Source organism: Streptomyces sp. CA-210063 (assembly GCF_024612015.1).
Lineage (GTDB): Bacteria > Actinomycetota > Actinomycetes > Streptomycetales > Streptomycetaceae > Streptomyces.
The window spans coordinates 8,378,072-8,399,162 of the sequence record NZ_CP102512.1; the positions used below are offsets into that span (position 1 = coordinate 8,378,072).

Consider the following 21,091-nt stretch of genomic DNA (forward strand, 5'->3'; position numbering starts at 1 on the left):
TGGACGAGACGACCGGCGCGAGGGCGACCGTGGGCCTCGCCCCGCGTTCCGACGCGACGACCGTCCTGGCGGGCCGCGTCGAGACGACCGCGATCGAGACCGGGATCGTGGCGTCCGGCGTGACGGGGACCGCCCCGGCTTCCGCCGTGATGATCGCCGCGATGACCGGCGTGACGACCGTCCTGCGTTCCGCCGCGACGACCGTAGGGACGATCGCAGGGACGACCGGCGCGACAGCGGGGACCGGGGCGGCTTCCGGCGTGATGACAACCGTGGCGGGGACCGGCCGGCCTTCCGTCGCGACGACCGGGGCGACCGCCCCTCGCACCGCCGTGATGACGATCGTGGTGGCTTCCGGCGTGATGACAACCGTGGCGGGGACCGGCCGGCCTTCCGTCGCGACGACCGGGGCGACCGCCCCTCGCACCGCCGTGATGACGATCGTGGTGGCTTCCGGCGTGATGACGATCGTGGTGGGCGTCCGCCGTTCCGTCGGGATGACACCCGTGGTGGTGACCGCGGTGGGTTCCGTGGGCGGGACGATCGCGGCCGTGACGACCGACGCGATGACCGGCGTGGGGACGACCGTGGTGGGCGTCCGCCGTTCCGTCGGGACGACGACCGTGGAGGCTTCCGTCGGGACGACAGCCGTGGCGGGGACCGGCCGGCCTTCCGCCGCGATGACCGACGTGACGACCGGCGCGACGACCGGCGCGACGACCGCCGGGACGACCGTGGCGACCGTCGTCAGGGCGACCGCCCCTCGCACCGGCGTGATGACGATCGTGGTGGCTTCCGGCGTGATGACGATCGTGGTGGGCGTCCGCCGTTCCGTCGGGATGACACCCGTGGTGGTGACCGCGGTGGGTTCCGTGGGCGGGACGATCGCGGCCGTGACGACCGACGCGATGACCGGCGTGGGGACGACCGTGGTGGGCGTCCGCCGTTCCGTCGGGACGACGACCGTGGTGGTCGGCCCGGTGGTTTCCGTGGGCGTGACGACCATCGGGGTGGCGACGACCGGCGCGGTGGTGGGCGTTTCCGTGACGAGCGGGACCGGGACCGTGAGCCGATCAAGCGGCTGCCGATCGCCGAGGACGTCACCGGCGAGGAGATCGACAAGGACGTACGGCAGGAGCTGCAGAGCCTGCCCAAGACGCTCGCCGACGATGTCGCCAAGAACCTGGTGATGGTCGCGCGGCTCATCGACGAGGACCCCGAGGGCGCGTACGGCTATTCGCGGGTGGCCCTGCGGCTGGCGTCGCGCGTCGCGGCCGTGCGTGAGGCGGCCGGGTTCGCCGCGTACGCGAACCAGAAGTTCAGCGAGGCGCTCGCGGAGTTCCGGGCGGCCCGGCGGATGACCGGCAACGTCGACCTGTGGCCCGTCATGGCCGACTGTGAGCGTGGTCTCGGGCGGCCCGAGAAGGCGCTCGACATGGCTGGGGCGCCCGAGGTGCACAAGCTGGACAAGGCCGGTCAGGTCGAGATGCGGCTCGTGGCGGCCGGCGCGCGGCGTGACATGGACCAGCTCGACGCGGCCATCGTGACGCTGCAGAGCCCCGAGCTGGCCTCCAACTCCGTACAGCCGTGGACCGCGCGCCTGCGGTACGCGTATGCCGACGCGCTCCTCGCGGCCGGGCGTGAGGGCGAGGCGCGGGAGTGGTTCGCCAAGGCCGTCGAGGCCGACAAGGACGGCAGCACGGACGCGTCGGACCGGCTCGCGGAAATGGACGGTGTCGAGTTCGTCGACGCCCTCGTCGAGGACGAGGACCACGGGAAGCAGCACGAGGGTGACGAGGCGTCGCAGGGCGCCTCGTCCGTCGAGGACAGCAAGGACGGCGAGGCCGACGTGAACGACGACGACGTCGTCGTCGACGTCGAAGAAGACAAGGACGTCGCGGACGTCGCGGACGTCGACGACGACAAGGACTGACGTTCGGCAGAGAAGACGGTAAAGGGCGGGATTCCGTACATGGGATCCCGCCCTTTCCTATGTCCTCTTCCCCTGTCCTCTTCCTTGCCCTTTTCCTTGTCCTCAGAGCTCCAGTGTGCGCAGCACCAGCCCCGACGCCGGCTTTGGGCCGAAGGACGTCGACTTGCGGGGCATGGTGACGCCCTGGCGGGCCAGGTCGCGTACGACCTCCTCGCGGACCGGGTGCATCAGGACGGCCGTGCCGCCGTCGCGCCGGGCCTTCTCGATCGTGGCGGCCGTGTCGTGGATGTACGCGACGTGCGCCGGGGAGTCCTCCGGGATCTGCCAGACGTGGTCGAGGAGGGTGGCGTGCAGGACCGTCGCGTCGAGGGTGCGCCAGGCGGCCGGGCGGTCGGCGGGGATCGTACGGGCGAGGAGGTCCGGGTCCGGGCGGTCGACGAGGTGGAAGGCGCCGTCGCCCGCGAGGAGGAAGGCGTTGCCGGTGCTGGCCGCCTCCGCCAGGGCCTCCAGGGCATCGGGGAGCGGAATGTCCAGGCGCCGTACGCGGAACAGGCCGTCCAGGGCGGTCAGGGCGTCGGGGACCGGCAGTTGGTGGAGGAGACGGTGGATCGCGCGGACGCGGAGGGGGTAGCGGGCGGTGTCCACCAGGAGGACCAGGCCGTAGTCCCAGGGGCTGGGGGAAGTGTGTTCCGCGCGTAGCCGGAGGTAGGTCGCCCAGCGGTGGTGGCCGTCGGCTATCAGGGCCTGGTGGTGTGCGAGGTCCGACTGGATCTCGGCGAGGTCGGCGGGGTCGGTGACCGCCCAGAGGCGGTGGCTGAAGCCGTCCTCCGTGGTCGTGGCGAGGAGTGGGGCGCGTTTGGTGGTGCGCTCGACCACGGCTGTCGCGCCTGCCATGACGCCGTTGCCCCGGTAGGTCAGGAGCAGGGGTTCCATGTTGGTGGAGGTGGCGCGCATCAGGGCCGCGCGGTCCGCGATGACGTGGGGTATGACGTCCTCGTGGGGGAGGACCACGCCGGCGGAGGGTTCCGAGAGGCGTAGGGCGCCTATCAGGCCGCGCTGGAGGATGGTGCCGTCCGCCTGCTCGTAGACGTAGAGGCCGGGCTCGGAGTCGGGGGCCAGGACGCCGTCGGCGAGCCAGCGGCGCAGGGTGTCGGCCGCCTGTTCGTCGCGGGCGGCGGGGGTACTGGCCTGGGGGAGTATCAGGCGGACGATGTTGTACGGATCGGCGGATTCGAGGTGGAGCAGACCGTCCGGCCGGACGACCACGTCGTACGGCGGTGATGTCACGGCGGCCAGGCTGCCGACCCGGTCGGGGTCGTAGCGAAGGCCACGGAACGGGGTCAGTTCGAGGCCGCTGCGCGCCGGGATCTCCTCCGCGGGACCTGCGTAGTTCATTGATGCATCGTATGGGTGTCAGTGCCGTGAGGGATGATCGGAGAAAGCGATCCGAACCGATTGTTGACCGACCGAGCGAGGAGCGGTGTGCAATGAGCCAGGCAGTCAGGACGCGGCCCGACGGGAGTGGGCAGGCCCTGAGCGAGGCGTACGACACGGCGCTGCTCGATCTGGACGGGGTGGTGTACGCGGGCGGCAGCGCGATCGCGTACGCCGTGAAGTCCCTGGGTGCGGCCCGCGCGGGCGGTATGCACCTCGCGTACGTCACGAACAACGCGCTGCGGACGCCCGACACGGTGGCCGCGCATCTCACGGCGCTCGGGATTCCGACCGAGGCCGGTGACGTCATCACCTCGGCGCAGGCCGTGGCCCGGCTGATCAGCGAGCAGGTGCCCGCCGGTGCGCGGGTGCTGGTCATCGGTGGTGAGGGGCTGCGGGTGGCGCTGCGCGAGCGGGGGCTGGAGCCGGTCGAGTCGGCGGACGACGATCCGGTGGCCGTGGTGCAGGGGTACGGCGGTCCCGAGCTGCCCTGGGGGCGGTTCGCGGAAGCCAGCTACGCGATCGCGCGCGGGGTGCCGTGGTTCGCGTCCAACACGGACCTGACGATCCCGAGCGCGCGGGGGATCGCGCCCGGCAACGGGGCGGCGGTGCAGGTCGTCCGGATCGCGACCGGGGCCGAGCCGCGGGTGGCGGGCAAGCCGCTACCACCGATGCACCGGGAGACGATCCTGCGGACGGGCGCCGAGCGGCCGCTGGTGGTCGGGGACCGGCTGGACACGGACATCGAGGGGGCGTTCAACGGGGAGGTCGACTCGCTGCTCGTGCTGACCGGGGTGACCGACGGCGCGCAGCTCCTGGCCGCGCCGCCGCAGCACCGGCCGACGTATGTCGACGCCGATCTGCGGGGGATGCTCACCGGGCAGCCGGAGGTCGTGGAGGCGGGCGCGGGCTTCCGCTGCGGTGGCTGGACGGCGACCGCCGATCGTGAGCGGCTGGAACTGGACGGCGAGGGTGAGGCCATGGACGGGCTGCGGGCGCTGTGCGCGGCGGCCTGGACGGCGGCGGGGGAGGGCTTGTGCGAGCTGGACGGGGGGAAGGCGCTGGCACGGCTGGGGTTGTGAGCGGTCGGGCCTGTGGGATTCCGGTGGGCCGGGCGGTGCCCGTGCCCCTGGGGGAGGGGCGTTGTGCCGGACGGACCGTACGCCCGTGCGGCGTTCGTAGACGGGATCGAGCCAAAAGCAGAGGATAGGCTAACCTAACCGGGTGTTGGTCGACAGTCCTCCTGAACCGAGCGCGGAGACCGCCCCCGCGCCCCCGAACCGCCGGGCGATACGAGCCGTCGGGCTCCTCGTGTCCCTCGCGCTCCTCGCCCTGGTGGCACTGGCGAGTATCGCGATCGGTGCGAAAGAGCTGTCTCTGGAGCAGGTCTGGCACGGCCTGTTCGAGGACACGGGGACGTACGGCGACGTCGTCGTCGGGGAGCGGATCTCCCGCACCCTCCTCGGGCTGCTCGCGGGGGCCGCGCTCGGGCTGGCCGGTGCCGTCCTCCAGGCGCTCACCCGGAACCCGCTGGCCGACCCAGGACTGCTCGGCATCAACGCGGGCGCGTCCGCCGCCGTCGTCACCGCCATCACCTACTTCGGCGTCACCTCGCTGACCGGGTATGTGTGGTTCGCGTTCGCCGGAGCGGCCGTCGTCGGGGCGCTGGTGTGGTTCCTCGGCGGCAGCCGGGGTGCGACGCCGGTGCGGCTCGCGCTCGCCGGTACGGCGATCAGCGCCGCGCTCTACGGCTATCTCCAGGCCGTGATGATCATGGACGACGCGGCGCTCTCCAAGATGCGTTTCTGGACGGTCGGTTCGCTGGCTTCGGCGACCGACGAGACGATCACGCAGGTACTGCCGTTCCTCGCCGTCGGTACCGTCGTCGCGCTGCTGCTCGCCCGGCCGCTGAACGCGGTGGCCATGGGCGACGACACCGCCCGCGCGCTCGGCGCCAACCTCGCCCGCACCCGGGCCCTCTCGATGGCCGCCGCCACCGTGCTGTGCGGTGCCGCGACCGCCGCCTGCGGGCCCATCGTGTTCGTCGGGCTGATGGTTCCGCACGTCGTCCGGTCCTTCACCGGGCCCGATCTGCGCTGGATCCTGCCGTACGCGACCGTCCTGTCGCCCGTGCTGCTGCTCGGCGCCGATGTCATCGGCCGGATGGTGGCGCGGCCCGCGGAACTTCAGGTCGGCATCGTCACCGCGATCCTCGGCGGGCCGGTCTTCATCTTTCTCGTACGACGGCGGAGGACGGCGCAGCTGTGAAGACGCAGGTCATGAGGAAGACAGAGGCCACAGGGAAGACGCCGGTCATGAGCAAGCCCGCCGTACGCAACCGCGCGGTCCGCACCCCCGGTGGGCTGTCGGTCCGCCTGGACGTACGGGCGTTCACCGTCGTCATCGTGCTGCTGCTGGCGGCGCTGATCGCGAGTGTCGTACTGATCGGGACCGGTGACTTCCCCATCCCGGCCGGCGACGTCCTCAAGACGCTGCTCGGCGACGGCGACGCGGGCCAGGAGTTCATCGTCAACGAGCTGCGGCTGCCACGGGTCCTCGTCGGGCTGCTTGTCGGGGCCTCGCTCGGGCTGGGCGGAGCGCTGTTCCAGTCCATCTCCCGCAATCCGCTGGGCAGTCCGGATGTGCTCGGCCTCTCGCAGGGCGCCACCGCCGGGGCGCTGGTCATGATCGTGCTGTTCTCCGGGAGCGCGAACCAGGTCGCCCTGGGGGCGCTCGTCGGCGGCCTGGTCACCGGCCTCGCGATCTATGTGCTGGCCTGGAAGCGGGGCGTGCACGGCTACCGGCTCGTGCTGGTCGGCATCGGCGTCTCCGCGATCGTCACGGCGGTCAACGGCTATCTGATCACCAAGGCGGACCTCGTCGACGCGGCCCGTGCGGTCGTGTGGATGACCGGCTCCCTCAACGGCCGTGACTGGTCCCAGGTCTGGCCGCTGCTGATCATGTGCGTGATCCTCGTGCCGCTGGTGCTCGGCAACGCACGCGGGCTGCGGATGACGGAGATGGGCGACGACGTGTCGTACGCCCTCGGGGTGCGCGTCGAACGCGTACGGCTGCTGCTGATGGTGTCGGCCGTGCTGCTCACGGCCGGGGCCACCGCGGCCGCCGGACCCGTCAGCTTCGTCGCCCTCACCGCGCCCCAGCTCGCCAAGCGGCTGACCCGCTCGCCCGGCCCGAACCTGGTCCCCTCCATGTGCATGGGCGCGACCCTGCTGATCGTCGCCGACTGGGCCTCGCAGCGGGCCTTCGGGGCCGACCAGCTGCCCGTCGGCGTCGTCACCGGCGTACTCGGCGGCGTCTATCTGCTGTGGCTGCTGGTCACCGAGCGGAAAGCCGGGCGGATATGAGCCGCCCCGAGCCGAGCGGGCTGAGGTCGAGCGGGCTGAAGCCGAGCGGGTCGAAGCCGAGCGGGTCGAAGTCGGAAGGGCCGGGCACGAGCGCGTCGGCGAACGAGAACAACAAGAGGAGCACTGTGAACCGCCTGTCCGCCGAGAACGTCACCCTCGCCTATGACCAGCGGGTCATCGCCGAGCAGTTGTCGGTCCAGATCCCCGACAACTCGTTCACCGTGATCGTCGGCCCCAACGCCTGCGGCAAGTCCACGCTGCTGCGCGCCCTTTCACGGATGCTGAAGCCGTCCCAGGGGCGGGTGTTGCTCGACGGGCAGGTCATCCAGTCGATGCCCGCCAAGAAGGTCGCGCGGACGCTCGGTCTGCTGCCGCAGTCGTCGATCGCGCCCGACGGGATCACCGTCGGCGACCTCGTGGGCCGGGGCCGGTACCCGCACCAGGGGCTGCTGCGGCAGTGGTCGACCGAGGACGAGCGGATCGTCCGGGAGTCGATGGAGTCGACCGGGGTCGCCGAGCTCGCCGACCGTTATGTCGACGAGTTGTCCGGCGGCCAGCGCCAGCGCGTCTGGATCGCCATGGCGCTCGCCCAGCAGACCCCGCTGCTGCTGCTCGACGAGCCGACCACCTTCCTCGACATCCAGCACCAGATCGATGTGCTCGACCTGTGCGCCGAACTCCACGAGGAGCAGGGCCGCACGCTGGTCGCTGTGCTCCACGACCTCAACCACGCCGCCCGCTACGCCACCCACCTCATCGCCCTGCGCGGCGGCTCGGTGATCGCCGAGGGCGCGCCCTCCGAGATCGTCACGGCCGAGCTGGTCGAGGAGGTCTTCGGACTGCGCTGCCAGATCATCGACGACCCGGAGACGGGGACACCGCTGGTGGTGCCGGCGGCACGCAAGGCGCGGACGGGCATCGAGAAGGTGGCGGCTACAGAAGTTTCCTGAGCTGGAGCAGGTCCCGGAAGCCCGCCTCCAGCTTCACCCGGCCCGAACCCCACGCCTTGGCGAAGTTCAGTTCGCCGCCCACGAGGGCCACCAGGTCGTCGCCCGTCATGGCGAGCCTGATCTGGGCCTTCTCGGGCGGCGGCCCCTCGAGGGTGTCGTGCACCTCGATCCGGCCGTCCCGCATGCGCCCCACGAAGGTGACGTCGAGGTCCTTGATGTGGCAGCTCACCGAGCGGTCGAGGGTCGTCGCCTCGCGCACGTGTCCGTCGGCGCCTGCCATGTTGTCCGAGAGCTTTTCGAGCGCGGCGCGGCACTCCTCAATCGTTGCCATCGCGATCGACGGTACCCCAGAGCTTCGCGGTAGCGTCTGGGCATGAGCGACTCTTTGCCCGAGGCCCAGGCTGGGGCGGAAGCAGTGGTTCCGGAGAGGGAGGCCACGGTGGCCGGCGAGCCCGGCCCGCAGCCGGAGCCCACGGTCGTCGAACCCGAGTACGACCCCGCCGCCCCGGCCCCGCTGAACGTGCCCCGCACCGCCACCGGCCACCCCGACGTCGACGCCGCCCTCGACCGGCTGGCCGACGCCGACCACCTCGCCACCGACGGCCATGTGGAGGTGTACGAGGATGTACACCAGGGGCTGCGCGACGCGCTCACCGCGCTCGACGCCCGGCCGGGACCTCCGGCTCCCACCCGTCACCCGACCACCGCCCCTCAAGGAGACCCTCCGGGTCGCCCCTATCGATCGCCGTACGAGAGCAGGAGCTGAACCCACCGTGGCAGGAGTCGCACGCCGCCGTCTGGACGCCGAACTGGTCCGGCGGAAGCTCGCGCGGTCGCGTGAGCACGCGAGCCAGCTGATCGCCGCCGGGCGGGTCACCGTCGGCAAGACCGTCGCGACCAAGTCCGCCACGCAGGTCGAGACCGCGGCCGCGATCGTGGTCGCGACCGACGACGGTGAACCGGAGTACGTGTCCAGAGGCGGCCACAAGCTCGCGGGCGCCCTCGAGGTCTTCGTCCCGCAGGGGCTGGCCGTCGAGGGCCGCCGGGCGCTGGACGCCGGCGCCTCCACCGGCGGTTTCACCGACGTACTGCTGCGGGCCGGGGTCGCGCACGTCGTCGCCGTGGACGTCGGATACGGACAACTCGCGTGGACTCTGCGGAGTGATGAACGCGTCACCGTCAAGGACCGTACGAACGTACGCGAGTTGACGCTCGAAGCGATCGATGGGGAGCCTGTGGATCTTGTCGTGGGGGATCTGTCCTTCATCCCGCTCGGCCTGGTACTGCCCGCCCTGGTGCGGTGTGTGAAGCCTGACGCCGATCTGGTGATGATGGTCAAGCCGCAGTTCGAGGTGGGTAAGGAGCGGCTGGGCAGTGGGGGAGTGGTACGGAGTCCGGAGCTGCGCGCCGAGGCGGTGCGCGGGGTGGCCCGGCGGGCAGGGGAGCTGGGGCTCGGGGTGAAGGGTGTGACGGCCAGTCCGCTGCCCGGGCCCTCGGGCAATGTCGAGTACTTTCTGTGGCTGCGTGCCGGGGCACCCGTGCTGGACCCGGCCGACGTCGACCGAGCAGTTGCGGAGGGGCCGCGTTGACTCAGGACCGAGTTCGAACTGTTTTCCTGCTCACCCACACCGGGCGGCCGGCTGCGATCCGCAGCGCCGAACTCGTCGTCAAGGGGCTGCTGCACCACGGCATCGGCGTGCGGGTCCTGGAGCACGAGGCCGAGGACATCCCGGTGCCGGAGGAGGTGGAACTCGTCAAGGAGGCCACCCCGCAGTGCCTCGACGGGTGCGAGCTGCTCATCGTCCTCGGCGGTGACGGCACGCTGCTGCGCGGAGCCGAGTTCGCCCGGGCGTCCGGGGTGCCGATGCTCGGCGTCAACCTCGGCAGCGTCGGCTTCCTCGCGGAGGCCGAGCGTGACGACCTCGACAAGGTCGTCGACCGCGTGGTGACCAAGTCCTACGAGGTCGAAGAGCGTATGACCGTCGATGTCGTCGTTCATCAGAACGGGAACATCGTCCACACGGACTGGGCGCTGAACGAGGCGGCCGTGCAGAAGGCGGGCGCCGAGAAGCTGCTCGAGGTCGTCCTTGAGATCGATGGCCGGCCGGTGACGGGATTCGGGTGTGACGGGATTGTTCTGTCCACGCCTACCGGGTCCACGGCGTATGCGTTCTCGGCGGGTGGGCCTGTGGTGTGGCCGGAGGTCGAGGCTCTGTTGATGGTGCCGATCAGCGCGCACGCGCTGTTCGCCAAGCCGTTGGTCACGTCGCCGAATTCGGTGCTGGCGGTGGAGGTTCTGCCGCATATTCCGCCCGGGGTTCTGTGGTGTGACGGGCGGCGGACCGTTGAGCTGCCGCCGGGGGCTCGGGTGGAGGTGCGTCGGGGGGCTGTGCCGGTGCGGCTGGCTCGGTTGCACCATGCGTCGTTCACGGACCGGTTGGTGGCGAAGTTCGCGCTGCCGGTTTCCGGATGGCGGGGGGCTCGGCATTAGAAAGCGCCCGGCGCTTTGCGTGGAGCCGAGCGCCGGGCCACCCCCGCGTTCGCGGGGAGCACCGCATCCGTAAATCGTCCAAGACGGAGACGACCGGACCACCCCCGCGTCAACGGGGAGCCGTCAGGCGAACGAGGATTGCCCCGGGAAAGTAACGCCCAGCTCTCTAAGCGGGGGCGGCGTCGCACGGGCCCGGGAAAACCTCGTATGGTCGGGGGCGTGTTGGAGGAGATGCGGATACGGTCGCTCGGAGTCATCGACGACGCGGTCGTCGAGTTGTCGCCCGGCTTCACCGCCGTGACAGGTGAGACGGGTGCGGGCAAGACCATGGTGGTCACCAGCCTCGGCCTGCTGCTCGGCGGGCGGGCGGACCCGGCGCTCGTGCGGATCGGTGCGAAGAACGCCGTCGTGGAGGGCCGGATCGCGATGCCCGACGGCGCGTCGGCGTTGGTACGGGCCGAGGAGGCCGGCGCCGAACTCGACGACGGGGCGCTGCTGATCAGCCGTACCGTTTCCGCCGAGGGGCGGTCGCGGGCGCACCTGGGCGGGCGTTCCGTCCCGGTGGGTGTGCTCGCCGAACTGGCCGACGAACTTGTCGCCGTGCACGGGCAGACCGACCAGCAGGGGCTGCTGAAGCTGTCCCGGCAGCGGGCGGCGCTCGACCGGTACGCGGGGGACGCGGTGGCCGTGCCGCTCACCAAGTACGCGGAGGCCTACCGGCGGCTGCGGGCCGTCTCCGTCGAGCTCGACGAGATCGTGTCGCGCGCGCGTGAGCGGGCCCAGGAAGCCGACATGCTGAGATACGGGCTCGACGAGATCGCGGGCGTCGAGCCGCGGGTCGGCGAGGACGTGGAGCTGGCCGAGGAGGCCGAGCGGCTCGGGCACGCGGAGGCGCTGGCGTCCGCCGCGACGGCCGCGCACGCCGCGCTCGCGGGCAATCCCGAGGACCCGGAGGGCGTGGACGCCACGACGCTCGTCGCGGGCGCCCACCGGGCGCTGGAGGCCGTGCGGTCGCACGACCCGGCGCTGGCCGCGCTCGCCGACCGGATCGGCGAGATCGGGATCCTGCTGGGCGATGTGGCGGGGGAGCTGGCGGGGTACGCCGACGACCTGGACGCCGATCCGCTGCGGCTGGCGGCCGTCGAGGAGCGACGGGCCGCCCTCAACGCGCTCACCCGGAAGTACGGCCAGTACGGACAGAACGGCCAGGACATCGCCTCGGTGCTGTCCTGGGCCGAGGAGGGCGCCCAGCGGCTCACCGAACTCGACGGTGACGACGAGCGGATCGACGAGCTGACCGCCGAGCGGGACGCCCTGCGGGCCGAACTGGGCGGCCTCGCACAGGCCTTGACGGACGCCCGGGCGGAGGCCGCCGAGCGGTTCGCCGCGGCCGTCACCGCCGAGCTGGCCTCGCTCGCCATGCCGCACGCGCGCGTGTCGTTCGAGATCCGGCAGAGCGATGATGCCGAAGGAGTCGAGGTGGGCGGGCGTACGGTCGCGTACGGGCCGTCCGGTGTGGACGAGGTCGAGCTGCTGCTCGCCCCGCACCCGGGGGCGCCGCCCCGGCCCATCGCCAAGGGTGCCTCGGGTGGTGAGCTGTCGCGGGTGATGCTGGCCGTCGAGGTGGTGTTCGCCGGGACGGATCCCGTGCCGACGTATCTCTTCGACGAGGTCGACGCCGGTGTCGGCGGCAAGGCCGCGGTCGAGATCGGGCGGCGGCTCGCCCGGCTGGCCAAGTCGGCCCAGGTCGTGGTCGTCACGCACCTGCCGCAGGTGGCCGCCTTCGCCGACCGGCAGTTGCTCGTGGAGAAGACCAACGACGGGTCCGTGACCCGGTCCGGTGTGAAGGTCCTGGAGGGCGAGGACCGCGTGCGCGAGCTGTCGCGGATGCTCGCCGGCCAGGAGGACTCGGAGACGGCGCGCGCGCACGCGGAGGAACTGCTGGCGGCGGCCCGCGCGGACGCGTAGGGCGGCGGCGGTCGGTCGCCCAGTCGCAGCGGTCGGTCGCGCAGGGCGGGGCGGGAGTCGCCCAGAGGGGCAACCTCGTACGGGAGTTCACTCGTGTGGGTGACCCGGGGTCCGGGGTTGCCCGGCACTCCGGCACCCGCCCCGTCCGGCTGTCCCGGAACACCCTTGCGGCCTGGCATCCTTGGACAGGAGCGACGTAGCAGGACGTGCTGCGTGGACCACACGGAAGCGCCTCGTACGGTCCACCTCCACCACCAGATCCTTCTGTACGTTTCTTCGTGACCGTCCGACCCCGAACCAGGAGCCCCGGCCACGTGAGCCACGTGAGCAGCCACTCACCACACGGCCAGTCGCCGCTGCGAACCGTGCAAGTGCTCGGCGGCGGCAGCGCGGTGAGCAGCGCGCATGTGCGGTCGCTGGCCTCGGGTCTCGTCGCCCGGGGCGTACGGGTCACAGTGTGCGCCCCCGGCGAGGCCGACGGTGTGTACGACTTCACCGGCGCCGGCGCCCACCACGTCCACGTGCCCCGCAGCAGCGACCCCGCCTCGGTGGCCACCTTGCGCAGCGCCTGCGCGGACGCCGACCTGGTGCACGCGCACGGCCTGCACGCCGGCTTCCGCGCCACCCTCGCGCTCGGTCGGCGCACCACCCCGCTCGTCGTCACCTGGCACACGCGTGCGTACGCGGAGGGGGCGCGGGCGCATCTGCTGCGGCTGCTGGAGCGGCGGGTCGCCAAGGCCGCCGCCGTGGTCCTCGGCACCACCTCCGAGCTCGTCGACCGGGCCCGCAGCCGGGGCGCGCGCGACGCCCGGCTCGCCGCCGTCGCCCTGCCCGCGCCGCGTCGGAACGACGCCGACGACGACACCGAGCGGCCCACCTCCAAGGTCCGGGCCGAACTCGGCGCCACGGACCGCCCGTTGCTCATGGCCGTCGGCGCGCTCGACCGTCACCGGGGATACGACACGCTGCTGGACGCGGCCCGGGAGTGGCGGGGCCTGGACCCCGCGCCGCTGCTCGTCATCGCGGGCGAGGGGCCGCTGCGGAGTGTCCTGCAGCGGCGTATCGAGGACGAGGAGCTGCCCGTACGGCTCGTGGGGCGGCGCGACGACATCTCCGAGCTGATCGCCGCCGCCGATCTCGCGCTGGTGCCCGGCGGCCCCGAGGCCCGCTCCGTCCTCGCTCAGGAGGCGCTCCACGCGCGCGTGCCGCTCGTCGCGGCCGCCGTCGGATCAGTGCCGGACCTGGTCGGGGACGGCGCCGAACTCGTCCCGTACGGCGATGCCGCAGCGCTCGCCGCAGCCGTCGTACGCCTCCTGCGTGACCCCGCCCTGCGGGAGGCGCTGGCTGAGCGGGGCACGCGGCAGGCCGCCACCTGGCCGACGGAGGACGAGACGGTGGCACAGGTGCTCAGCGTCTACGACGAGTTGACGCGCTGGAGTCCACTGACCTGACCTGACCTGACCGGCGCGGCCTCAGGTGACGTGTCTGCGGGCGCGTAGTGCCAGGCTCAGCGCCAGTACCGCCTGCGGGTCGTCGAGGTCGGTGCCGAGCAGTTCACCGATGCGGGCGAGGCGGTTGTAGAGGGTCTGGCGGTTGAGGTGCAGTTCGCGGGCGGTCTCCGCCTTGCGGCCGGCGTGGGCCAGATAGGTCTCCAGGGTGGGCAGCAGCGGGGGCTTGGCGCGGTCGTCGTGGTCGCGGAGGGGGCCGATCGCGCGGTCCACGAAGGCGGCCAGGTCGGGGTGGTCCCGCAGCCGCCACAGCAGCAGGTCGATGTCGAGGCGCCGGGCGTCGTACCAGGGGAGGTCGGTAAGGCCCTGCGCGGCCGTCGCCGTCTCCGCCGCGTGCCTGAGGCCCGCCGAGGCGGCCGCCCAGCCACCGGGGACCCCGACGACGATCACGGGCGGCCGCCCGCCCGGCCGCCGCATCCCGGCGCGCTCCACACCGGCCCGCAGCGCCGCCGCGACCTTGTCCGCGATCGCTGGGCGCTCCGACTCCGCGCGCAGGCCCAGCAGCAGCGGGACGCGGCCCTCGACGGGGCGCACGCCGAGGAGGACGGGCACGCCCACCGAGGCCAGCTCCTCGGCCACCGCGCGGGCCAGGACGGCCCAGCCTCCCCCGTCGGGGGACAGCCCGTCGGCGAGCCGCATCACCACCGGCAGCAGGGGGCCGCCGCCCGGCTTGAAGCCCAGGACGCGGGCCTGTGCGGGGGCGTCCGCCGCCTGGATGCGGCCCTCGGCGAGGTCACTGAGGAAGTCGCCGCGCCCGCGTGCCGCCAGCTCCTCCTCCTGCCGGGCCTGCATCAGGACGACGGCGAGGACGCCTGCCGCCCGCTCGGCGGCGATCCGGTGCACGGGGGCCGGCGGGGCGACGACCGGAAGGAGGACCAGGCGGGCCCGTACCGAGCCCGTGCCCGGGCCGCCGCCCGGTACGTCGACGATGGCCGTGCCGGCCGGCGGCTCGTCCTTGTGCTGGGAGCGCAGCCCCTCCCACACCTGGAGCGGATCGGTGTCCGCAGGGCCGGCTCCGGCGGCGTACAGGAGCTGTCCGTCGGCGGTCTCCAGGAAGACGGGGTTGCCGCTGAAACCGGCCAGGATGCCCAGGACCTGCGGGATCCCGCCCCCGCCGAGCAGGGCCTCGGTGCAGCGGCGGTGGACCTCCTCGGCCTGCTGGAGGAGCGCGTAGTGGCCGTTGACGATCTCGGTGTGGATCTCCTCGGTGACCGTCACGAACGCCACCTCGCGGTGCAGTTGGACGAGGGGAAGCCCGGCCGAGCGCGCGGTCTCCACGAGGGCGGCGGGGAGGCGGGTGAAGCGCGGGCCCAGTTCGATGACGAGGGCCGCGATGCCGCGCTCGGCCAGGGTCCGGACGAACGCGCGCTGGTCGGCGGGGCGGGTGCCGAGCCCGTACCCGGTGGTCAGCAGCAGTTCGCCGCCCTTGAGGAGCGAGGCGATGTTCGGGACCTCGCCCGCGTGCACCCAGCGCACGGTCCGGTGCAGCCGGTCGGCGCCGGCCAGGATCTCCGGCAGCCCGCCGCGCAGCCCGGGCAGCTCCAGCGCCCGCCGCACGGTGATGCCGGCCTGCGCCTCGCGGCCGTCACCGGGTGCGCGGCTGTCACGGGTGTCCATGGACCGGACGGTACCCGCGCGAGTGTCGCGGCGGCATCCCCGACCCGTTCCGGCGGCGGTCACCGGGCGGGTGCCGCGGGGGCCGCACGGTCGCCGTGCGGCTCCGCTCGTCAGGCCGGCGGGATGTTGTGGTTGAAGCGGAAGATGTTGTCGGGGTCGTACGCGGTCTTCACCGCGGTCAGCCGCCGGTAGTGGTCGGCGCCGAGGCCGGCCACGACCCGGTCGGCGCCCTCGTCGCCGACGAAGTTGAGGTAGACCGCGCCGGTGCTCCACGGCCGGACGTCGGCGCGGACGTCCCGTACCCACTGGACGCACCGCTCGTCGTCCGCCGGGTCCTTCCAGACGCCGAAGGGGTGCACGACCCAGGGGGCGTTCCGGTACGGCACGGGATAGTGGGCGGGGCCGTCGGCGATCGCGCCGCCCAGCGGGAAGAGCACGTGCTGCGTGCCGGTCGGCACGGGCATCGTCCAGGCGCGGGTGGCGAAGACGTCCACCAACTCGTCCGGCAGACCGGTCAGATACTCCGCCGACCAGTAGTTCCGCATGCCCGGCGGATCGTCGATCATGCACTGCACGTCCGCGTACGGCATCGCGCCGACCACCTCGGCCTCGTGCGGCAGCGCCAGCAGCGGCTGGGCGGTCTTGCGCATGTCGTCCTCGGTCCCCGCGTACGTCAGGAGGACACCGCACGCGAGCCTGCCCACCAGGTGTCCTGGGACGAACTCGTCGGGCGGGGCGGTGAGGTAGATGATGCCGCCGCTCGCCTCCGGCGGGCCGGTCTCGATGACGTCGCGGTACACGCGCACCACCTCGGGGCCGCGTTCCGGGAGGTAGAGCAGCAGGGCGATGGAGAAGGCGGGCAGTTCGTGCAGCCGGAGGGTGAGGGCGGTGGCGACGCCGAAGTTCCCGCCGCCGCCGTGCAGCGCCCAGAACAGGTCCGGGTTCTCCTCGCTGCTCGCGCGCACCGCCTGGCCGTCGGCGGTCACCAGTTCCACGCCGAGCAGGTTGTCGACGGCGAGCCCGAAGACGCGGTCCAGCCAGCCGCTGCCGCCGCCGAGAACGAAGCCGCCGACTCCCGTGGTCGACGCCCGGCCGCCGGTGGTCGCGAGGCGGTGGGGCTCGGTGGCGCGGTCGAGATGGCTCATGGTGGCGCCGCCCTCGACCCGGACGCTCATGGACCCGGGATGGACCGTGACCGCGTGCATCCGGCGCAGATCGATGACGAGCCCGTTGTCGTTCAGCGCCATTCCGGCCACGCTGTGGCCACCGCCGCGTACGGCGATGCGCAGGTCCAGATCACGGGCGAAGCGCACCGAGCGCACGACGTCGGCCCCGTCCACGCACTGCGCGATCACGGCCGGGCGCCGGTCGATCATGGAGTTGAAGACCGACCGGGCCTCGTCGTAACCCGGATCCGCCGGGGCGTACACGTCGCCGGCCAGATCCTCGCGGAGTGAGGCGAGGGCCGCGTGCGCCTTCGAGAGGGGAGCCATGGCGAGCCGCCCCCTTTCAGCCAGGGGACAGGGTTACTCCCAGGCTAGGCGGGGGCGGGGGATCGGTCCTGTTCGATTCGAGGCATGGGCACCCGGCGCCGCTGCTGGTCGGGGGTGGGTTCCGCGGCGGCGGTGACGAGGTGCCGCTGCGCCCACCCGTGCCGCCCCAGCGGCACGATTGCCCGCAGCCAGGGCAGCCAGGGCGGATCCGACCGTGCGGTCAGCCGCCGTACGCCCCCGAGGCGGTCAGCCGCAGGGCCGTGTCGATGAGGGGGACGTGGCTGAACGCCTGCGGGAAGTTGCCGACCTGGCGCTTGAGGACCGGGTCCCACTCCTCGGCGAGGAGACCCAGGTCGTTGCGGAGGGAGAGCAGCTTCTCGAAGAGCTTGCGGGCCTCGTCCACGCGGCCGATCATCGCGAGGTCGTCGGCCATCCAGAACGAACAGGCGAGGAACGCGCCCTCGTCGCCGGGCAGGCCGTCGACGCCCTCCTTCTCGCCCTGCGTCGGGTAGCGCAGGATGAAGCCGTCCGGGGTCGACAGCTCGCGCTGGATCGCCTCGATGGTGCCGATGACCCGCTTGTCGTCCGGCGGCAGGAAACCCATCTGCGGGATCAGCAGCAGCGAGGCGTCCAACTCCTTCGAGCCGTACGACTGTGTGAAGGTGTTGCGCTCCTTGTCGTAACCCTTCTCACACACGTCCCGGTGGATGTCGTCGCGCAGCTCGCGCCACTTCTCCAGCGGGCCGTCCGCGTCGCCGGACTCGATGAGCTTGATCGTGCGGTCGACGGCGACCCAGGCCATGACCTTGGAGTGCACGAAGTGGCGGCGCGGGCCGCGCACCTCCCAGATGCCCTCGTCCGGCTCGTCCCAGTGGTCCTCCAGGTAGCGGATCAGCTTCAGCTGGAGGAGGGAGGCGTAGTCGTTGCGGGCCAGGCCGGTCATGTGGGCCAGGTGCAGGGCCTCGGTGACCTCGCCGTACACATCCAGCTGGAGCTGGTGCGCGGCGCCGTTGCCGACCCGGACCGGCGCCGAGTTCTCGTACCCGGGCAGCCACTCCAGCTCGGCCTCGCCGAGCTCCCGCTCACCGGCGATGCCGTACATGATCTGCAGGTTCTCCGGGTCACCGGCGACCGCGCGCAGCAGCCACTCGCGCCAGGCGCGGGCTTCGTCGCGGTAGCCGGTGCGCAGCAGCGAGGAGAGGGTGATGGCCGCGTCGCGCAGCCAGGTGTAGCGGTAGTCCCAGTTGCGGACGCCGCCGATGTGCTCCGGGAGCGAGGTGGTCGGCGCGGCGACGATGCCGCCGGTGGGGGCGTACGTCAGGGCCTTGAGGGTGATCAGCGAGCGGATCACCGCCTCGCGGTACGGGCCGTGGTACGTGCACTGCTCCACCCAGTCGCGCCAGAACTCCTCGGTGGCCTGGAGCGACGGCTCGGGCTCGGGAAGCGGCGGGGGCTGCTTGTGCGAGGGCTCCCAGGAGATCGTGAACGCGATCCGGTCGCCCGGCGTCACCGTGAAGTCGGCGTACGTGGTCAGCGCCTTGCCGTACGTCTCGCACTCGGTGTCGAACCACACCGAGTCCGGCCCGGCGACGGCCACCGTGCGCCCCTCGTGCTTGTGCACCCAGGGGACGACACGTCCGTACGAGAAGCGCATGCGCAGCGCCGAGCGCATCGGTACCCGGCCGCTGATGCCCTCCACGATCCGGATCAGCTGCGGGGCGCCGTCACGGGGCGGCATGAAATCGGTCACACGGACGGTGCCGCGGGGGGTGTCCCACTCGGATTCCAGGATCAGCGAGTCGCCGCGGTACCGGCGGCGGGAGGCCGTCGGCGGCTGCGCGTCCGACGCGTGGGCGGGGCCCAGGCGCCAGAACCCGTGTTCCTCCGTGCCGAGCAGTCCCGCGAAGACGGCGTGGGAGTCGAAGCGGGGCAGGCACAGCCAGTCGACCGTGCCGTCCCGGCAGACCAGGGCTGCGGTCTGCATGTCTCCGATGAGTGCGTAGTCTTCGATGCGCCGGGCCACGTGCAACTCCAGTCGAACGGCCACGTCGCCCCCGAGGGGCGGTCGCTGTGCGGTGTGCGGTCAAGGGACCCAAGGGATCGACAAAGAATCCATGATTCCAGACTGATCCAAGGGACGGTGTCATGCGATGTCGCTCAACGATCCTCAACGCATATGAGGCGGTCGTTGCTCAACGGACTGTCGAGCTCTCTTGAATACCGGAGACGGGCGGGGGTGGTGCCGTTTCGCCGGACCGGCTCGGCAGTGAGTGTCCGAAGAGGATACGACGCACCGGAGGGCTCCGCGTGCCGCTCCAGGCAACATGAGTGGGCCGGACGAGTGAGCCAAGGGTGAAGGCCGACCGAGATGCGCCGACGGTCGTACGAGGTCCGTGTCGGCCCGTGCGCGGAGCGTGGCCGGAAGCGATCGTGTCCTGTCGCTGATACCCTGGTAGCCCGTGGACCGGTGGGCGCCCCGACTCAAAGGGACCCCCGAACCGCAGCGAAGGCACCCCCGACGGATGAGATCGGGCGGCGGCCGACCCGCACACCGAACCGCGACCACGGGAGCCCCCTCTTGGCCATGCCGCCCGCTGCTTTCCGAAACAGCACAGCCACGACGACCAAGCACATCTTCGTCACCGGGGGTGTCGCCTCCTCGCTCGGCAAGGGCCTGACCGCCTCCAGCCTCGGCATGCTGCTCAAGGCGCGGGGCCTGCGCGTCGTGATGCAGAAGCTCGACCCCTACCTGAACGTCGACCCCGGCACGATGAACCCCTTCCAGCACGGTGAGGTGTTCGTCACCAACGACGGCGCCGAGACCGACCTGGACATCGGCCACTACGAGCGCTTCCTCGACCGAGACCTGGACGGCTCGGCCAACGTCACCACCGGCCAGGTGTACAACACGGTGATCGCCAAGGAGCGGCGCGGCGAGTACCTGGGCGACACCGTGCAGGTCATCCCGCACATCACCAACGAGATCAAGCACCGCATCCGGCGCATGGCCTCCGACGAGGTCGATGTCGTCATCACCGAGGTCGGCGGCACGGTCGGCGACATCGAGTCGCTGCCGTTCCTGGAGACCGTCCGCCAGGTGCGTCACGAGGTCGGCCGCGACAACGTCTTTGTGGTGCACATCTCGCTCCTGCCGTACATCGGGCCGTCGGGAGAGCTGAAGACGAAGCCGACGCAGCACTCGGTTGCGGCGCTGCGCAACATCGGTATTCAGCCAGATGCGATCGTGCTGCGCTGCGACCGTGAGGTGCCCGGCGCGATCAAGCGCAAGATCTCCCTGATGTGCGACGTCGACGAGGCCGCCGTCGTCGCGTGTCCCGACGCCCGCTCGATCTACGACATCCCGAAGACCGTGCACGGCGAGGGCCTGGACGCCTACGTCGTCCGCAAGCTGGACCTGGCGTTCCGTGACGTGGACTGGACGACCTGGGACGACCTGCTCGACCGTGTCCACAACCCGGACCACGAGATCAACCTGGCGCTCGTCGGCAAGTACATCGACCTGCCCGACGCCTACCTCTCGGTCACCGAGGCGCTGCGCGCGGGCGGCTTCGCCAACAAGGCCCGCGTGAAGATCAAGTGGGTCACCTCGGACGACTGCAAGACCCCGGCCGGCGCCGCGGGACAGCTCGCCGACGTCGACGCCATCTGCATCCCCGGCGGCTTCGGCGACCGCGGTGTCTCCGGCAAGGTCGGCGCCATCCAGTACGCCCGTGAGAACAAGATCCCGCTGCTGGGCCTCTGCCTCGGCCTGCAGTGCATCGTGATCGAGGCCGCGCGGAACCTGGCCGACATCCCGGACGCCAACTCCACCGAGTTCGACTCCGCCACCGCCCACCCGGTCATCTCCACCATGGCCGAGCAGCTGGACATCGTGGCCGGTGAGGGCGACATGGGCGGCACCATGCGGCTGGGCATGTACCCGGCGAAGCTCGCCGAGGGCTCGATCGTGCGTGAGGTGTACGACGGCAAGGAGTACGTCGAGGAGCGCCACCGCCACCGCTACGAGGTGAACAACGCCTACCGCGCGGAACTGGAGAAGAAGGCCGGCCTGCAGTTCACCGGAACCTCTCCCGACGGCAAGCTCGTCGAGTACGTGGAGTACCCGCGCGAGGTCCACCCGTACCTGGTCGCGACCCAGGCACACCCCGAACTGCGCTCCCGCCCGACCCGCCCGCACCCGCTGTTCGCGGGGCTGGTGAAGGCCGCGGTGGAGCGCAAGACCGGTAAGTAAAACCGAGCGACACAAGCGCTGTACGGTGACCGGGGTGCGCGTCTTTCGGGATGTGTGCCCCGGTTTCTTGTTGCACGTGT

17 protein-coding genes and 1 pseudogene are annotated in these 21,091 nt (G+C 71.8%); 12 read left to right on the forward strand and 6 right to left on the reverse strand.

The annotated features are described in order from the left end of the window. Positions 1–160 precede the first annotated feature (160 nt). Positions 161–820 (forward strand): annotated as a pseudogene (locus JIX56_RS48160) (tetratricopeptide repeat protein); the annotation flags it as partial. Between the two features lie 252 nt (positions 821–1,072). Beyond that, complete coding sequence (locus JIX56_RS36625) at positions 1,073–1,933, forward strand: hypothetical protein (RefSeq protein ID WP_257551316.1); 861 nt, start codon at positions 1,073–1,075, stop codon at positions 1,931–1,933. Between the two features lie 102 nt (positions 1,934–2,035). On the opposite strand, the gene JIX56_RS36630 is transcribed toward JIX56_RS36625, so the two are convergent. Continuing rightward, positions 2,036–3,328 carry a DUF1015 domain-containing protein gene (locus JIX56_RS36630; protein ID WP_257547035.1) on the reverse strand — a complete coding sequence of 431 codons (1,293 nt, stop codon included), beginning with the start codon at positions 3,326–3,328 and terminating at the stop codon, positions 2,036–2,038. A gap of 92 nt (positions 3,329–3,420) precedes the next feature. Between JIX56_RS36630 and JIX56_RS36635 the strand changes: the two genes are divergently transcribed. The 3 genes from JIX56_RS36635 to JIX56_RS36645 all read left to right on the forward strand — a co-directional run bounded on the left by JIX56_RS36635 (position 3,421) and on the right by JIX56_RS36645 (position 6,732). Then, the gene (locus JIX56_RS36635) at positions 3,421–4,449 is read left to right on the forward strand and encodes an HAD hydrolase-like protein (RefSeq protein ID WP_257547037.1); all 1,029 of its coding nucleotides are present in this window, start codon (positions 3,421–3,423) and stop codon (positions 4,447–4,449) included. Between the two features lie 142 nt (positions 4,450–4,591). Beyond that, complete coding sequence (locus JIX56_RS36640; RefSeq protein ID WP_257547039.1) at positions 4,592–5,635, forward strand: FecCD family ABC transporter permease; 1,044 nt, start codon at positions 4,592–4,594, stop codon at positions 5,633–5,635. Between the two features lie 47 nt (positions 5,636–5,682). After that, a complete protein-coding gene (locus tag JIX56_RS36645) occupies positions 5,683–6,732 on the forward strand; it encodes a FecCD family ABC transporter permease (protein ID WP_257547041.1) in 1,050 nt (349 codons plus the stop codon). Here the strand turns inward: JIX56_RS36645 and JIX56_RS36650 are convergent. Next, on the reverse strand, positions 6,704–6,847 hold the full coding sequence (locus JIX56_RS36650) for a hypothetical protein (RefSeq protein ID WP_257547043.1): 144 nt from the start codon (positions 6,845–6,847) through the stop codon (positions 6,704–6,706). The genes JIX56_RS36645 and JIX56_RS36650 overlap by 29 nt on opposite strands. A 10-nt stretch (positions 6,848–6,857) precedes the next feature. On the opposite strand from JIX56_RS36650, the gene JIX56_RS36655 reads away from it, so the two are divergent. Beyond that, the gene (locus tag JIX56_RS36655) at positions 6,858–7,682 is read left to right on the forward strand and encodes an ABC transporter ATP-binding protein (protein ID WP_257547045.1); all 825 of its coding nucleotides are present in this window, start codon (positions 6,858–6,860) and stop codon (positions 7,680–7,682) included. Here the strand turns inward: JIX56_RS36655 and JIX56_RS36660 are convergent. Continuing rightward, positions 7,666–8,013, reverse strand: coding sequence for an SCP2 sterol-binding domain-containing protein (locus JIX56_RS36660; RefSeq protein WP_257547046.1), 348 nt, complete (start codon positions 8,011–8,013; stop codon positions 7,666–7,668). The two genes, JIX56_RS36655 and JIX56_RS36660, sit on opposite strands and share 17 nt — an antisense overlap. Before the next feature lie 42 nt (positions 8,014–8,055). On the opposite strand from JIX56_RS36660, the gene JIX56_RS36665 reads away from it, so the two are divergent. The 5 genes from JIX56_RS36665 (at position 8,056) to JIX56_RS36685 (ending at position 13,592) form a co-directional block, all read left to right on the forward strand. Next, positions 8,056–8,448, forward strand: a complete 393-nt coding sequence (locus tag JIX56_RS36665) for a hypothetical protein (RefSeq protein ID WP_257547048.1) — start codon at positions 8,056–8,058, stop codon at positions 8,446–8,448. A 7-nt stretch (positions 8,449–8,455) separates the two neighbouring features. Continuing rightward, a complete protein-coding gene (locus JIX56_RS36670; RefSeq protein WP_257547050.1) occupies positions 8,456–9,271 on the forward strand; it encodes a TlyA family RNA methyltransferase in 816 nt (271 codons plus the stop codon). Beyond that, a complete protein-coding gene (locus tag JIX56_RS36675) occupies positions 9,268–10,173 on the forward strand; it encodes an NAD kinase (protein WP_257547052.1) in 906 nt (301 codons plus the stop codon). Before JIX56_RS36670 ends, JIX56_RS36675 begins: the two co-directional genes overlap by 4 nt. Before the next feature lie 207 nt (positions 10,174–10,380). Next, positions 10,381–12,141, forward strand: coding sequence for a DNA repair protein RecN (gene recN / locus JIX56_RS36680; RefSeq protein ID WP_257547054.1), 1,761 nt, complete (start codon positions 10,381–10,383; stop codon positions 12,139–12,141). A gap of 314 nt (positions 12,142–12,455) precedes the next feature. After that, positions 12,456–13,592 (forward strand): glycosyltransferase family 4 protein, encoded by a 1,137-nt coding sequence (locus JIX56_RS36685; RefSeq protein ID WP_257547056.1) that lies wholly within the window; start codon positions 12,456–12,458, stop codon positions 13,590–13,592. Between the two features lie 21 nt (positions 13,593–13,613). Here the strand turns inward: JIX56_RS36685 and JIX56_RS36690 are convergent, their stop codons facing one another. From JIX56_RS36690 to JIX56_RS36700, 3 genes are all read right to left on the reverse strand, one after another. Then, entirely contained in the window at positions 13,614–15,266 is a 1,653-nt protein-coding gene (locus tag JIX56_RS36690; RefSeq protein WP_257547058.1) for a PucR family transcriptional regulator, read from the reverse strand. Between the two features lie 110 nt (positions 15,267–15,376). Next, positions 15,377–16,759, reverse strand: coding sequence for an FAD-binding oxidoreductase (locus JIX56_RS36695; RefSeq protein WP_257547059.1), 1,383 nt, complete (start codon positions 16,757–16,759; stop codon positions 15,377–15,379). 220 nt (positions 16,760–16,979) lie between these two features. Next, on the reverse strand, positions 16,980–18,782 hold the full coding sequence (locus JIX56_RS36700) for a glycoside hydrolase family 15 protein (RefSeq protein WP_257547061.1): 1,803 nt from the start codon (positions 18,780–18,782) through the stop codon (positions 16,980–16,982). Between the two features lie 561 nt (positions 18,783–19,343). Between JIX56_RS36700 and JIX56_RS36705 the strand changes: the two genes are divergently transcribed. Next, the gene (locus JIX56_RS36705) at positions 19,344–21,011 is read left to right on the forward strand and encodes a CTP synthase (RefSeq protein WP_257547063.1); all 1,668 of its coding nucleotides are present in this window, start codon (positions 19,344–19,346) and stop codon (positions 21,009–21,011) included. Positions 21,012–21,091 lie beyond the last annotated feature (80 nt).